The following is a 14,872-nucleotide window of genomic DNA, read 5'->3' as shown; positions in this document are numbered from 1 at the left end:
CGCTGCGATTACAGTTTCTGTAGAGGCACACTTTGTATCAATTTGGACAACAGTTATAAAATTTATTTAAATGAATTCTCGTGTAGCTTTTGAGCAAAATATGTTAAGCTAACTATTGAATAAGGAGGAATTACATGATGAGAAATGATCAACGAGAAAATAATCAGTTAAGACCAATTACAATTATCCCAAATTACATAACCCACCCAGAGGGATCTGTATTAATTACAGTTGGTAACACAAAAGTAATATGTAATGCAAGTATTGAAGATCGAGTTCCTCCATTCATGAGAGGTCAAGGCAAAGGTTGGATTACAGCTGAATATTCTATGTTGCCTCGTGCAACTGAACAGCGGAATATTAGAGAATCCTCTAAAGGAAAAGTAAGTGGAAGAACAATGGAAATACAACGTTTAATTGGTAGAGCACTAAGATCTGTTGTTGACCTTGATAAGATTGGGGAGCGAACAATTTGGGTTGATTGTGATGTGATTCAAGCAGATGGTGGTACAAGGACTGCATCTATTACTGGTGCGTTTGTAGCAGTTGTACTAGCCTTCGGAGAGTTATTGAAAAGCAAAAGTATAAAGCAAATGCCTGTAAAAGATTATCTGACGGCAACTTCAGTAGGAATTTTATCAGATGGTCGAGCTATCTTGGATTTAAATTATGAAGAAGATTCAAATGCTAATGTTGATATGAATATTGTGATGACAGGTTCTGGTGAATTCGTCGAGATTCAGGGAACAGGTGAGGAAGCAACCTTCTCTATAACTGAATTACAAACAATGCTCAAACTAGCAAGTGAAGGGTTAGAACAAATAATTCATATACAAAAAGAAATCTTAGGTGAATTAGCTGATCGTATAGGAGAAACAGCTAAATAAGAAGGAGTCATACCATGAAACAGATTGTGATAGCCACTAAAAATAAAGGGAAAGCAAACGAGTTTAAATCATTTTTTTCTAAAGAAAATATTGAAGCCCTCTCTCTATTGGATTTAAATTTTGAATTGCCAGATGTAGAAGAAACAGGACAAACTTTTGAAGAAAATGCAGCACTGAAAGCAGAGGAAATTTGTCATTTATTGAAAAAACCAGTTTTATCCGATGATTCTGGTCTAGTCATTGATGCTCTAAATGGGAGGCCAGGCATCTACTCTGCAAGATATGCCGGAGAAGAAAAAGATGATAAGGCTAATGTTCAAAAAGTGCTGGAAGAAATGGAAAATGTTCCAGAAAATCAACGCACAGCAAGATTTGTATGTGTTCTAGCTATAGCAAGACCGGGTGAGAACACTATTTTTAAAAAAGGTTTCTGTGAAGGGAAGATTGCTACTTCAGCCACTGGAGAGTATGGTTTCGGATATGATCCCATTTTTATTCCTGATGGATATTCACGCACAATGGCTGAATTACAACCTGACGAAAAAAATAGAATCAGTCATCGAAAAAATGCCATTGATCAATTAGAGGAATGGATACATAGTATGTAATGGTGGTGAATAATCTTGAACCAAGTCTTAATTGTAAGTGACAGCCATGGTTTAACAGAAGAAATTAATAGGATAAAAAGAAGACATCATGTAAATGAAATGATTCATTGTGGAGATTCTGAACTAGATTTTGATTCAGACGAGCTAAGTGGTTTCCGTAAAGTAGCAGGAAACTGTGATTTTGATTTAAAATTTCCTAACGAAGAAGTAATAACTATTGAAGGGCTGACTTTTTTTGTCACACATGGACATTTACATAATGTGAAGTCAAATGTAATGAATTTATCCTATCGAGCTCAGGAGGTAGGAGCCAATGTTATTTGTTTTGGGCACACACATATAGCGGGAGCAGAGCAAGTAGATCAACAACTTTTTGTTAATCCTGGAAGTATCAGGTTGCCAAGAAATAGACCTGAGAAAACGTATGCTATAATGGAATGGGAATCATCAAATGAGATTATAGTGAACTTCTACACTGCTGAGGGTGAAAAAGTTCATGAAATGACCTATCATGCCTCATTATAATGGACACAAATCGGAAGGGGAGTGATTCTTCCCTTCCGATAAAATTCTCGCGAAAAGGTATTGACAAAGAAAATAATTGTCACTATAATATAACTTGTCCGTTAAAAAATTACATATATTGTTAATTTATTCTATGAATTAAAGTCGGTGGTGCTTGATTCATGTTACATTGTTATGCGGGTGTAGTTAAATGGTATAACCTCAGCCTTCCAAGCTGATGTCGTGGGTTCGATTCCCATCACCCGCTCCATACTTGTCCCAGTAGCTCAGCTGGATAGAGCAACAGCCTTCTAAGCTGTGGGTCGCAGGTTCGAATCCTGCCTGGGACGCTTAGTTAGAGAAAGAAACCTATAATAATTAGGTTTCTTTTTTCTTGTTTACTATTTACCCTAAAGGGAATGTATATCTAATACTGGAATATAAATACTATACTTAAGAAATATCGGCCTAAACCTAGGGGTGATTGGTTGTAATCATAGTCTTAAGGAGTAATTATGTTACAATAATTAATAAGTTTTGAAGATCTGTGTAATAAAGAATTCTAAAGTGATTGTCCATACCATTTGAAATCCTCTGGTTTTCCTAGTAATAATAGAAAGGGTGAATGTATGGAAACACACCATGATAAAATCATTCTTTTTCCAAAATGGAGAAAAGTTCTGGAAGAAGAAAGCTTGAATGCATTAAAGGAAAAGCAATACGAAAAAGCATTAGTAAAATTAAATAAGTTGTTAAGCTATCAAGTAGATAACTATGAATTAATTACTGGGAAATTAATTTGTCTAATGGAACTGGGACGTTTTGAAGAAGCACAGAATTTATGCGAAGACTTACTCAAAGAGGAAGATGAAAATTACTTCCATTATGTACATATTTATTTAACAATATTATTTCAAACCAATCAATATGATTTATTGATGGATCAGGTGGAAAAAGAGTTTGATAAGAAAGACATCCCTAAGTTGCAAGAAGAGCAATTTAAGCAATTATATGAAATCAGTAAGAAAATGAACATGGATTTAGCCATGGAAAAAGAGTCTATGTTTTTCAAAGAACTGTTTCAAGCGGTACAAGATAATAACTATGTTGAACAATGGAGGCAAGTTGAGGGTCTGAAGGAATTAAAAGCAGAGCCCACAGATGAAATTATTCAACTTTTAGTTAATGAATATGTTCATCCCGTAACGAAGACAGCTATTATTCAATGGTTAAAGGCTAGTGATATATTAAAAGAAGTAGCAGTTGACAAATTTGGTGTTCGACAATTTGTTGTTCCAAGCAAATTGGAACAAATAGAACAGAGTAATTTAGTTCAAGAAACTTTGTATCAATTACGGGATATTGAACAGGAGAATCCATCACTTTTTCAATTATTAAGGAAACTGCTACACGATTATGCCTATGTTGTATACCCAATACAACCGCAAAAAGAAGATTATATACATATCGCTAAAGCTTTAAAAATAATTGGAGAAGAATACTTAAGTATACATACGAAAAAATTTGACGATAATTCTGAAAAGGTCCATTACTATATTGATAAGATTCAGCTATGTGAATCGCTATATGTAAGTATTATTGAAGGATGATATTAGATAAAGAGAAATGCTTGAAAGCCATATGGTTTATGTTATAATAAAGTGGTTGTAAAAATTACCTAGATGACAGTAATTATCGTTTTTTACATAATTATGTAAGGATATAATAGATTTTGGAGGGAAATGAATATGTCAGCTAAATGGGAAAAACAAGAAGGAAATAAAGGAGTACTAACATTCGAAGTATCTTCTGAAGAATTTGACAAAGCCTTAGATCAGGCATTCAAAAAAGTGGTTAAGGATATTCAAGTTCCAGGATTCCGTAAAGGAAAAATGCCACGTGGCATGTTTGAAAAACGTTTTGGTGTAGAAGCTCTATATCAAGATGCAGTTGATATCGTACTTCCAGAAGCATACCGTAAAGCAATTGATGAAACAGATATTTTCCCAATTGCACAACCAGAAGTAGATATTGAGCAAATAGAAAAAGGAAAAGAGTTAATTTTCACTGCTAATGTTGAAGTGAAGCCAGAAGTTACACTTGGTGACTACAAAGGTCTAGAGGTAGAAGAACAATCTGTTGAAGTTACAGATGAAGATGTAGAAGAAGAAATTAATCGTCTTCGTGAACGTCATGCAGAACTTGTTGTGAAAGAAGAAGGTACTATTGAAGAAGGCGATACAGCTGTAATAGACTTTGAAGGGTTCCTAGATGGAGAAGCTTTCGAAGGTGGTAAAGGTGAAAATCACTCCCTTGAAATTGGGTCTGAATCATTCATACCTGGATTCGAAGAGCAATTGATTGGTAAAAAAGCTGGGGAAGACAGTGAAGTTAAAGTTACATTCCCTGAAGATTACCATGCAGAAGATTTAGCTGGAAAAGAAGCTACTTTCAAGGTGAAAATTCATGAAGTGAAGTATAAAGAACTTCCAGAATTAGATGATGAGTTTGCAAAAGATGTCGACGACGAAGCAGAAACTCTTGATGAATTGAAAAACAAGAAGAAAGAACAACTTGAAGAAGAGCGTAAACAAAATGCTGATAACGAGAAACGTCAGCAATTAGTTGAAAAAGCTTCAGAGAATGCTACAGTAGATGTACCAGAGGCTATGGTAGAAACTGAATTAGAACAAATGGTAAGAGAATTTGAACAAAACCTTCAAATGCAAGGTATGACAATGGAAATGTATTCTCAATTCTCTGGTCAAGACGAAGCTGCATTGAAAGAACAAATGAAAGAAGATGCAGAAAAGCGTGTAAAAACTAACTTAACATTAGAAGCTATTGCTAAAGAGGAAAATATAGAAGTAACAGAAGAAGACATCAATGAAGAATTAGAAAAGATGGGTTCTATGTATGGAATTGAAGCTGAGCAGCTTATTCCAATGTTAGGTGGTAACACAGATACTATTAAGAATGACTTACAAATGAGAAAAGCAATTGAATTCTTAGTAGAAGAAAGCAAAGCTGTATAACAGATTCTAAAATGGATGTTTTACTATTACAGATTAGGGTATAGACAACAAGGTGCGAATCATCTCGCACCTTGTTTTATTCTATAAGAGATACTTAATAGACTTCATATAAATTACTATTAGTTAAGTATTTCAAAGTCTTTTGCAATATTTTATAAGAATAACGACTTATTTTTTGAATCTGTCATATAGTATAAGTAATATTGTTGACTATTCTTATATTTAGGTGATAATAAAGAGTACATACGGATACAGAAGAAGATAATAAGGTAAAGTAAGTAACTATACCAGATAAAATAATACCAGGTATCACCGATAATTTTATGTGACAGTGGTTTTTATTTTGTTTTTTTATCTTCTTCTGATATGATGGCTATAAATTGAAACCTAGATTCTAGGATATTTAGGGGTGAAAATGAATGTTTAAATTTAATGAAGAAAAAGGACAATTGAAATGCTCGTTCTGCGGAAAAAGCCAAGATCAAGTTCGTAAGCTAGTTGCAGGACCTGGTGTTTATATATGTGATGAGTGTATTGAATTGTGTACTGAAATTGTAGAAGAAGAACTTGGTACGGAAGAAGAAATGGAATTAAAAGAAATTCCTAAACCTAAAGAAATCTGCGAAATTCTTAACGATTATGTAATTGGTCAGGATAAAGCGAAAAAGAATTTATCCGTAGCAGTTTATAATCACTATAAACGAATTAATACACCAAAAGCGACAAATGATGATGTAGAACTTGCGAAGAGTAATATCGCAATGATTGGGCCAACGGGTAGTGGTAAAACATTACTTGCCCAAACCCTTGCAAGAATCATTAATGTACCATTTGCTATGGCTGATGCAACATCGTTAACGGAAGCAGGTTATGTTGGGGAAGATGTAGAGAATATTCTTCTAAAACTAATTCAGTCTGCTGACTATGATGTTGAAAAAGCGGAAAAAGGTATCATTTATATTGATGAAATTGATAAAGTTGCACGTAAATCGGAGAACCCTTCCATTACTCGTGACGTATCTGGTGAAGGTGTTCAGCAAGCATTGCTTAAAATTCTTGAAGGTACCGTAGCAAGTGTTCCGCCTCAAGGAGGACGTAAGCATCCACATCAGGAATTCATTCAAATTGATACTACGAACATTTTATTTATCGTAGGTGGTGCATTTGATGGAATTGATCAAGTTGTCAAACGTCGTCTTGGTAAGAAGGTTATTGGCTTTGGTGCCAACTCCAAACAAGAAGAGTTAGATATGGGACAATTACTTCAACAAGTATTACCAGAAGACTTATTACGTTATGGTCTCATTCCTGAATTTATAGGACGTATTCCAGTTATTGGAGCACTTGAGCCATTAGATGAAGATGCGCTTGTGGAAATCCTTACCAAACCGAAAAATGCCTTAGTAAAACAGTATGAAAAGCTATTTGAAATGGACAATGTGGAACTGGAAATTAAAGAAGAAGCATTGATTGAAATAGCGAAGAAGGCAATTGAGCGTAAAACGGGAGCTCGTGGTTTAAGATCAATCATAGAAGCCCTTATGCTTGATGTAATGTTTGAATTGCCTTCTCGAGATGATATCGATAAATGTGTTATCACTAAAGAGACAGTTATCAATGAAGATGGTAGCCCTACCTTAGTATTTAGTGATGGCACCGTCCAAAAAGGGATTAAAAAACATCCAAAAGAAAGTGCCTAAATAACGCATATTTTAACTCAAAATAATATGGATAAAGAGACTGACTTGGCATAATAGTTCTTGTATTTTAAGAGCTTTCGCTTTTAGTTAGTCTCTTTTTCCGTCATACGTTTAAATAAGTTATGTTTAGTATGATAATAATCGTAAATACTAAGGTGGAAAATGCTTTAGTTTACAAATGTAAAATTTTTCTATAAACTTTAAGGACATATTATTTTTTTATATTTTATAACGGAGGTTACATACAAATGTCGAAAGAACTTATTCAGATTCCCCTCCTTCCTTTACGTGGATTACTTGTATTCCCTACAATGGTTTTACATTTAGATGTTGGCAGAGATAAGTCTGTTGCAGCATTGGAAAAAGCTATGATGGATGATCAAACAATCTTTCTTGCAGCACAAAAAAAGATAAGTATGGATGAACCTGAAACTAGCGATATCTATTCCATTGGTACCTTGGCAAAAGTCAATCAAATGTTAAAATTGCCGAATGGCACCATTCGTGTATTGGTTGAAGGGTTACATCGTGGGGAAATAGTACGGTATATGGAAACAGAAGACGAATTTCATGTTGAAATTGAGAAAGTTGAAGATGTACATGGTGATTCGCATGAAGAAGAAGCTTTAATGAGATCTTTATTGAAACAATTTGAGCAGTACATAAAATTATCTAGGAAAGTTAGTGAAGAAACGCTGGCTACTGTGTCGGATATAGAAGAACCAGGACGCTTAGCAGATATTATTGCTTCACATTTAACGTTAAAGATAAAAGAAAAACAAGAAATATTAGAGATACTAGATGTAAAAAAACGTATTCAAAAGTTAATCCATCTTATATCTAATGAGAAAAAGGTACTGGATTTAGAAAAGAAGATTGGACAACGTGTTAAATCTTCTATGGAAAAAACACAGAAAGAATATTATTTGCGTGAGCAGTTAAAAGCTATTCAAAAAGAGTTAGGTGATAAAGACGGCAAAACTGGTGAAGTTGGTCAGTTAAAGGAAAAAATTGAAGAGTCCAATATGCCAGAACACGTGATGGATGTTGCATTAAAAGAATTAGGTCGTTTTGAGAAAGTACCACAGAGTTCAGCCGAAAGTTCTGTTATTCGGAATTATTTGGAATGGCTAATTGCTTTACCGTGGACAGAAAAGACGCAAGATAATATAGATATTAATAAAGCAGAAAAAGTGCTTAATGAAGAACATTATGGTTTGGAGAAAGTGAAGGAACGTATTTTGGAATATTTAGCTGTACAAAAGCTAACCAATTCCATTAAAGGGCCGATTCTTTGCCTCGTTGGACCACCTGGTGTCGGTAAAACCTCATTAGCGAAATCTATTGCCAGCTCAGTAAATCGAAATTTTGTTCGTATATCCTTAGGTGGAGTGCGTGATGAAGCTGAGATTCGAGGCCATAGGAGAACTTATATCGGTGCGATGCCTGGCCGTATTATTCAGGGAATGAAAAAGGCGGGAACAGTAAATCCAGTCTTCCTCCTTGATGAAATTGATAAAATGTCCAATGATTTTCGAGGGGACCCTTCTTCTGCAATGCTTGAAGTTCTAGATCCAGAACAAAACAGTAATTTTAGTGATCATTTCATAGAAGAAACGTATGATTTATCTAATGTGCTGTTTATTGCAACAGCTAATAACGTGAGTACGATTCCAGGACCTTTACTTGACCGTATGGAGCTCATATCACTCGCGGGGTATACAGAAGTAGAAAAACTGCATATTGCGAAAGAACATCTTATTCCTAAGCAATTAAAGGAAAATGGCTTGAAAAAAGGGGATATGCAAATTCGTGATAATGCATTGTTAAAATTAATTCGTACATACACTCGTGAAGCGGGAGTGCGAGGGCTCGAAAGACAAATAGCCAAGCTATGCCGAAAGACAGCAAAAATAATAATCTCCGGAGAGAAAAAGCGTGTAATCATAACGGAAAAAAGCATCGAAGACTTGTTAGGGAAGCCGGTATTCCGATATGGCCTAATGGAACATGAAAACCAAGTAGGAGCTGCAACAGGACTTGCCTACACCTCTGCTGGTGGGGACATATTATCAATTGAGGTCAGTCATTATCCGGGAAAAGGCAAGTTAACGTTAACAGGTAAATTGGGAGAAGTGATGCAGGAATCTGCACAAGCAGCTTTCAGTTATATCCGATCTCGTGCGGAAGAACTTCATATCGAGCCAGATTTTTATGAGAAATATGATATTCATATTCATGTTCCAGAAGGGGCTACACCGAAAGATGGACCTTCTGCAGGAATAACAATGGCCACGGCTCTTGTTTCCGCACTTACTGGCAGAGCAGTAAAAAAAGAAGTAGGAATGACTGGCGAAATCACTTTAAGAGGTCGCGTATTGCCAATTGGTGGGTTAAAAGAGAAGTCCCTAGGAGCACATCGAGCTGGACTTACTACGATAATTATTCCAGATGAGAATAAGAAGGATATAGAAAACATACCTGAAAGTGTTCGTGCAGGACTGACATTTATTCCTGTCAAACATTTGGATGAAGTGTTAAAGTACGCACTAGTGGAGGAATAAGTATGAAAGTAACAGAAGCAGAAATTGTAATAAGTGCAGTAAGTAAAAAACAATATCCAAATGAAGGAATACCTGAAATAGCACTAGCTGGCAGATCGAATGTTGGTAAGTCATCCTTTATCAATAAATTAATTAATCGAAAAAGTTTAGCAAGAACGTCTTCCAAACCCGGAAAAACACAAACATTAAATTTCTATAAAATTAACGAGTCTTTCTTTTTTGTCGATGTCCCTGGATATGGATATGCAAAGGTTTCTAAAAAAGAAAGAGAAAAATGGGGAACCATGATGGAAGAATATTTTCAGTCTCGGGAAACTCTGAAAGCAGTAGTATTGATAACAGATATTCGTCATGAACCAACGAAGGACGATATTCAAATGTATGATTTTCTAAAATACTATGAACTTCCAGTAATGGTTGTTGCAACAAAGCTTGATAAAGTACCGAAGAGCAAAAGGCCAAAACATATAAAACGGACAAAACAAACATTACAAATGGAAACAGACGATGTATTATTACCCTTCTCCTCTGAAACAGGGGAAGGAAAAGATGAAGCATGGAGATATATAAAACAATATATTTAACGAAAGAAATAATCTTCCCATTATGGGAGGATTATTTCTTTTTCTTTATCATGTAAATGCCGATAATAATTAAAATAATGGGCCAAAATTGCTCTATTAGATGTACAACATCATAAATCCATTGAAAATAGACAGGAACTTTGGTTGAGAAAATTAATAGGATACTTAATGTGGTTAGCAGTAATCCAATAATAAATCCCCTCTTTGTTTTCGTTGCACGTAGGATAAAAGCAATACCAACAATCAATATGTACACAGCCCAATGGTCAATCCAAAAACGATAATGAGCTAATCCATGGAAGTGTATTCCTAATCCCAAGACAATCGTACCACTTAGTATATTCTGGTAACTCTTTGTGGAGTAACTATGAAATAATAAAATAATGCCAACAATAATTAATATCGTTTGCCAGGAATAAAAATCTGTAATAATAGGAATCTTCAATTGTCTTAACAGAAAAAATAATCCAATTCCTATCAATATGTATGCGATTAATGAATTTTGTTTTTTCAAACTGGCTCTATCCTTTCCTACTTGAGTTGATTTCTTGATTCGTTATCTATTGTATGATAAAGTACATTCGAGTTAAAATATATACGTTTGAATGAAATAAATAGTTTCAGATTCTGTTCACATTTTTCAAAATAGAAATGGAAGTTTCGTGGTATAATAAGTAATAATATGTTTATAAAAGTTATTTATTTAAATTTATTATTTTTAATTATGATCATTCAATATGGCATTGATTTAGTTGGGGGTAGAAAACGTGCATATTCTAAAAGTGGGATTGAATTATAAGACAGCCCCTGTAGAAATTAGGGAGAAACTCACCTTCTCAGAAAACAATCTAGAAGATGCTATTTGTGAGTTGAAAAAACAGAAAAGTATATTGGAAAATGTCATTGTCTCCACCTGCAATCGTACGGAAATATACGCAGTGGTTGACCAACTCCATACGGGTCGATATTATATTAAACAATTTTTAGCAGATTGGTTTCAAATTGAAAAAGAATCATTCTCGCCTTATTTACAAATTATGGAAAATGATGGAGCGTTAGAACATTTACTGCGAGTTACTACAGGTTTAGACTCTATGGTTTTAGGTGAAACACAAATTCTAGGTCAAGTAAAAGAAGCATTTCTAACCTCACAGCATCTGAAAACAACAGGGACTATTTTTAATGAATTATTTAAACAAGCAATTACATTTGGAAAAAAAGCACATAAAGAAACAACAATAGGAGAACATGCTGTATCCATTAGTTATGCTGCAGTAGAATTGGCGAAAAAAGTATTTGGTGATATTCAAAATAAGCATATTGCTATTTTAGGTGCAGGTAAAATGGGGGAATTAGCAGCAAAGAACTTGCATGGTTCAGGTGCAACAGAAGTTACTGTTATAAATCGTACTGTTCAGAAAGCGGAAGAATTAGCTGGAAAATTTAACGCAATTCCCAAGCCAATGGAAGAACTAATCCCTGTACTTGAGAAGGCAGATATTCTTATAAGTTCAACTGGTTCAAAAAACACTGTATTAACCAAAGAAATGGTTCAAAAAGCGCACCTAAGTCGTTCTGACCGACCATTATTTTTAGTAGATATTGCCGTGCCAAGAGATATTGACTCTGATGTTAATGAGCTTAATAATGTTTTCTTGTATGATATTGATGATTTACAAGGAATTGTAGATAACAACTTGGAAGCTAGAAAAGCAGCGGCACAGCAAATCGAAATTATGCTTGAAAATGAAATAGTATTATTTAAAGACTGGATGAGAACTTTAGGTGTTGTTCCAGTAATCTCTGCATTGCGTAAAAAGGCGCAGACAATTCAGCAAGAAACAATGAAAAGCATCGAAAGAAAAATGCCGGATCTAACAGAAAGAGAAAAGAAAGTCTTAAATAAACATACGAAAAGTATCATCAATCAATTGTTAAAAGAACCAATTACTCAAGCTAAAGAAATGTCTGGTGGTAATCATGCTGAACACGCACTCGAGCTCTTTATTGATATTTTTGGTATAGAAGATGAAGTACGAACTGAATTTGAAAAACAAGCAAAAAAAGATGATACTTTAATGTCTTTGCAGAAAAGTGAATATATTACTTATCCACAACTAGAGCAAATACAAACGGTCAATTAATTCAAACCAGAAGGCATTATTGCTTTCTGGTTTTTTAGTAATAGTCAATGCCGTGCGCAGTTACCTGTTTTTGTATACAACCCTTTTACTTTTCTATTGTACTTTATTAGGGTTAGAATAAGAAGGGTAGGAAGATTTAGTAGCAACTGATGAATTAGGAGGATTTTCATGCGTAAAATTGTAGTTGGTTCAAGACGAAGTAATCTCGCATTAGTACAAACGAAATGGGTTATTAATAAACTAAAAGAGTCAGGTATTGAAAATGAGTTTGAAATAAGAGAGATTGTGACCAAAGGTGATAAAATTTTGGACGTTACGTTGTCTAAAGTTGGTGGTAAAGGCTTATTTGTTAAAGAAATTGAACAAGCGATGTATAATAAAGATATTGATTTAGCGGTACATAGTATGAAGGATATGCCATCTGTTATGCCAGAAGGACTTGTGATTTCTTCTATTCCGGTACGTGAGGATCCTCGGGATGCATTTTTATCTAAAAATAAAGTGGCACTCAAGGATTTACCTGAAGGGTCTATAGTTGGTACCAGCAGTTTGCGTCGTGCAGCACAAATATTAGCGGAAAGACCAGATATCTCTATAAAGTGGATACGAGGAAACATCGAAACGCGCATTCGCAAACTAAAAGAAGAAGATTACGATGCTATTATTTTAGCAGCTTCTGGTTTAAAACGAGCTGGAATTAATGAGGATATTGTTACGGAATACTTGGAGCCATCGTTAATGGTTCCGGCTGTTGGACAAGGTGCATTAGCAATTGAGTGTCGAGAAGATGATGAAGAAATTCGAAAAATGTTAGATAAGATTAATGATCAATACACAACTAGAACAGTAACAGCAGAAAGAACATTTCTCCACCTTCTAGAAGGTGGTTGCCAGGTCCCTATAGGTGGATATGCTTACCTTGAGAAAGATGATATTGTATTAACTGCCTTAGTAGGTACACCTGACGGTAAAACTATATTAAAAGAAGTAGTTCGTGGAAATGACCCAGAAGCAGTTGGGAAAGAAGCGGCAACAAAACTTATCAATCAAGGTGCTAAAGAGATTGTTGAGGAAGTTAAAGAGGAGCTGGACAAATAATGTCCGCTCCTTTACAACGAAGGAAAATCATTGTTACACGGGACGAAAAAGGTGCCAAACGTTTTTCAAAAAAGATTGCCCAATATGGCGGGAAAGCTATTGAAGTCCCGCTTCTATCCATTAGTTATGATGAGAATGAAGAAAATAAACGTTTATTGCAGGAATTGGATCCATATAAGTGGATTTTCTTCACAAGTGCAAATGGCGTAGAGGGTTTCTTTACATTACTTCAGTTATATGAGATATCTTTTTCAACGTTAAAGAATATTCAAATAGCTGTTGTTGGTCATAAAACAGAAATGAAATTGAAGAAGTATGGTTTCTCTGCTGATTTTATGCCAACCATCTACAATGCTGATACCATGGCTGATGAGTTTTTATCTAGTTATCCAGATCCTGGGAAAGTATTATTGGTACGTGGTAATCTCTCAAGAAATATACTGCCAGAGGAATTTGTAAAAGCGACAATCTCATATGACTGTATTCAAGTCTATAAAACAATGATAAAACGAGCAAATAGAGACCGATTAAACAAGGCTTTACAAGAGGATTATGATTTTATTACTTTTAGCAGTCCCTCAGCTGTGGATGCTTTTATGACGTTATCAGATTACCCGATAAACAAACCATGTGTGTGTATTGGGACGACAACAGAACAGCGAGCAAAAGAAGTAGGATTTATGAAATGCTTATCTCCAGATAGTGAATTTACTATTGAGGCAATGATTCAATGTATGATTGATTACATAAACAATAAGGAGTAGATAGGATGGAATTTAAGCGACATAGAAGACTAAGATCATCAACTTCCATGAGATCTTTAGTAAGAGAAAATCACCTAAGGGTAGATGATTTCATTTATCCAATGTTTGTTATTGAAGGTGAAAATATAAAAAATGAGGTCCCTTCCATGCCAGGTGTGTACCAAGTTTCTATGGATTTGCTTGTGGATGAAGTTCGAGAGGCGTATGAGCTTGGAATTCGTGCCATTATGTTTTTTGGTGTCATTACTGCCAAAGACGAAATTGGGACAGGTGCATTTGTGGATGATGGGATCGTCCAAGAAGCAACACGTAAAGTAAAAAAAGAGTTTCCAGATTTACTTATTGTTGCAGACACTTGCCTTTGTGAATATACAGACCATGGTCATTGTGGAGTAATTCATAACCATGACGTGGATAATGATGAGTCATTGATATTGCTTGCTAAAACGGCAGTTTCTCAAGCGAAAGCTGGCGCAGATATTATTGCCCCATCTAATATGATGGATGGTTTTGTTGCAGTGATAAGACAAGCTTTAGATGAAGCTGGATATACGAATATTCCTATTATGTCTTATGCTGTAAAATATGCTTCTTCCTTTTATGGTCCATTCAGGGATGCGGCGGATAGTGCACCGCAATTTGGGGATCGTAAAACGTATCAAATGGACCCTGCAAACCGTTTAGAAGCATTACGAGAAGCGGAATCTGATATCGAAGAAGGCGCTGACTTTATTATGGTAAAACCAGCACTATCCTTTTTAGATATCGTTAGAGATGTAAGGAATAATTGTGATGTACCAGTAGTGGCTTATAATGTCAGTGGAGAATACGCGATGATTAAAGCGGCATCTCAAAATGGTTGGATTAATGAAAAAGAATTAGTACTGGAAATGCTCACGTCTATGAAACGTGCTGGAGCTGACATCATACTTACTTATTTTGCAAAAGACGTAGCTGCATGGTTAAATGAAGATAATAGGTAGA

At 35.1% G+C, this 14,872-nt stretch carries 13 protein-coding genes and 2 tRNA genes; 14 read left to right on the top strand and 1 reads right to left on the bottom strand.

What is annotated here, in order from left to right; all coding sequences use genetic code 11:
- Nucleotides 1-137 precede the first annotated feature (137 nt).
- From rph to yihA, 10 genes are all read left to right on the top strand, one after another.
- Complete coding sequence (gene rph / locus D8M06_RS03820) at nucleotides 138-887, top strand: ribonuclease PH (protein ID WP_121203094.1); 750 nt, start codon at nucleotides 138-140, stop codon at nucleotides 885-887.
- Nucleotides 888-901: 14 nt separating this feature from the next.
- The gene (locus tag D8M06_RS03815) at nucleotides 902-1,495 is read left to right on the top strand and encodes an XTP/dITP diphosphatase (protein WP_121203007.1); all 594 of its coding nucleotides are present in this window, start codon (nucleotides 902-904) and stop codon (nucleotides 1,493-1,495) included.
- Nucleotides 1,496-1,510: 15 nt separating this feature from the next.
- A complete protein-coding gene (locus D8M06_RS03810) occupies nucleotides 1,511-2,020 on the top strand; it encodes a metallophosphoesterase (RefSeq protein ID WP_121203006.1) in 510 nt (169 codons plus the stop codon).
- Nucleotides 2,021-2,196: 176 nt separating this feature from the next.
- A tRNA-Gly gene (locus tag D8M06_RS03805) sits at nucleotides 2,197-2,270 on the top strand.
- Nucleotides 2,271-2,275: 5 nt separating this feature from the next.
- Nucleotides 2,276-2,349 (top strand) — tRNA-Arg (locus D8M06_RS03800).
- 279 nt (nucleotides 2,350-2,628) lie between these two features.
- Nucleotides 2,629-3,609, top strand: a complete 981-nt coding sequence (locus D8M06_RS03795) for a tetratricopeptide repeat protein (protein WP_121203005.1) — start codon at nucleotides 2,629-2,631, stop codon at nucleotides 3,607-3,609.
- A 138-nt stretch (nucleotides 3,610-3,747) separates the two neighbouring features.
- Entirely contained in the window at nucleotides 3,748-5,034 is a 1,287-nt protein-coding gene (tig, locus tag D8M06_RS03790) for a trigger factor (protein WP_121203004.1), read from the top strand.
- A 419-nt stretch (nucleotides 5,035-5,453) separates the two neighbouring features.
- Complete coding sequence (gene clpX, locus D8M06_RS03785) at nucleotides 5,454-6,734, top strand: ATP-dependent protease ATP-binding subunit ClpX (RefSeq protein ID WP_121203003.1); 1,281 nt, start codon at nucleotides 5,454-5,456, stop codon at nucleotides 6,732-6,734.
- 248 nt (nucleotides 6,735-6,982) lie between these two features.
- Entirely contained in the window at nucleotides 6,983-9,298 is a 2,316-nt protein-coding gene (gene lon / locus D8M06_RS03780) for an endopeptidase La (protein ID WP_121203002.1), read from the top strand.
- Between the two features lie 2 nt (nucleotides 9,299-9,300).
- A complete protein-coding gene (yihA, locus tag D8M06_RS03775; RefSeq protein WP_121203001.1) occupies nucleotides 9,301-9,882 on the top strand; it encodes a ribosome biogenesis GTP-binding protein YihA/YsxC in 582 nt (193 codons plus the stop codon).
- A 31-nt stretch (nucleotides 9,883-9,913) separates the two neighbouring features.
- Here the strand turns inward: yihA and D8M06_RS03770 are convergent, their stop codons facing one another.
- Nucleotides 9,914-10,396, bottom strand: a complete 483-nt coding sequence (locus D8M06_RS03770; RefSeq protein ID WP_121203000.1) for a LiaI-LiaF-like domain-containing protein — start codon at nucleotides 10,394-10,396, stop codon at nucleotides 9,914-9,916.
- A 253-nt stretch (nucleotides 10,397-10,649) separates the two neighbouring features.
- On the opposite strand from D8M06_RS03770, the gene hemA reads away from it, so the two are divergent.
- The 4 genes from hemA (at nucleotide 10,650) to hemB (ending at nucleotide 14,871) form a co-directional block, all read left to right on the top strand.
- A complete protein-coding gene (gene hemA, locus D8M06_RS03765; RefSeq protein WP_121202999.1) occupies nucleotides 10,650-12,026 on the top strand; it encodes a glutamyl-tRNA reductase in 1,377 nt (458 codons plus the stop codon).
- Nucleotides 12,027-12,194: 168 nt separating this feature from the next.
- The gene (gene hemC, locus D8M06_RS03760; RefSeq protein WP_121202998.1) at nucleotides 12,195-13,124 is read left to right on the top strand and encodes a hydroxymethylbilane synthase; all 930 of its coding nucleotides are present in this window, start codon (nucleotides 12,195-12,197) and stop codon (nucleotides 13,122-13,124) included.
- Nucleotides 13,124-13,888, top strand: coding sequence for a uroporphyrinogen-III synthase (locus D8M06_RS03755; protein WP_121202997.1), 765 nt, complete (start codon nucleotides 13,124-13,126; stop codon nucleotides 13,886-13,888). Before hemC ends, D8M06_RS03755 begins: the two co-directional genes overlap by 1 nt.
- 5 nt (nucleotides 13,889-13,893) lie before the next feature.
- On the top strand, nucleotides 13,894-14,871 hold the full coding sequence (gene hemB / locus D8M06_RS03750) for a porphobilinogen synthase (RefSeq protein ID WP_121202996.1): 978 nt from the start codon (nucleotides 13,894-13,896) through the stop codon (nucleotides 14,869-14,871).
- Nucleotide 14,872: the final 1 nt, after the last annotated feature.

The sequence above is a fragment of the Oceanobacillus halophilus genome (assembly GCF_003628505.1).
GTDB classification, from domain to species: Bacteria; Bacillota; Bacilli; order Bacillales; family Amphibacillaceae; genus Oceanobacillus; species Oceanobacillus halophilus.
The sequence above is the reverse complement of the archived record's forward strand: the minus strand, read 5'-3'. Positions and strand labels throughout refer to the sequence as shown.

Coding starts and splice junctions, on each gene's coding strand:
- rph (WP_121203094.1), top strand. CDS start 138: ATGAGAAATGATCAACGAGAAAATAATCAGTTAAGACCAATTACAATT.
- D8M06_RS03815 (WP_121203007.1), top strand. CDS start 902: ATGAAACAGATTGTGATAGCCACTAAAAATAAAGGGAAAGCAAACGAG.
- D8M06_RS03795 (WP_121203005.1), top strand. CDS start 2,629: ATGGAAACACACCATGATAAAATCATTCTTTTTCCAAAATGGAGAAAA.
- tig (WP_121203004.1), top strand. CDS start 3,748: ATGTCAGCTAAATGGGAAAAACAAGAAGGAAATAAAGGAGTACTAACA.
- clpX (WP_121203003.1), top strand. CDS start 5,454: ATGTTTAAATTTAATGAAGAAAAAGGACAATTGAAATGCTCGTTCTGC.
- lon (WP_121203002.1), top strand. CDS start 6,983: ATGTCGAAAGAACTTATTCAGATTCCCCTCCTTCCTTTACGTGGATTA.
- yihA (WP_121203001.1), top strand. CDS start 9,301: ATGAAAGTAACAGAAGCAGAAATTGTAATAAGTGCAGTAAGTAAAAAA.
- hemC (WP_121202998.1), top strand. CDS start 12,195: ATGCGTAAAATTGTAGTTGGTTCAAGACGAAGTAATCTCGCATTAGTA.
- D8M06_RS03755 (WP_121202997.1), top strand. CDS start 13,124: ATGTCCGCTCCTTTACAACGAAGGAAAATCATTGTTACACGGGACGAA.
- hemB (WP_121202996.1), top strand. CDS start 13,894: ATGGAATTTAAGCGACATAGAAGACTAAGATCATCAACTTCCATGAGA.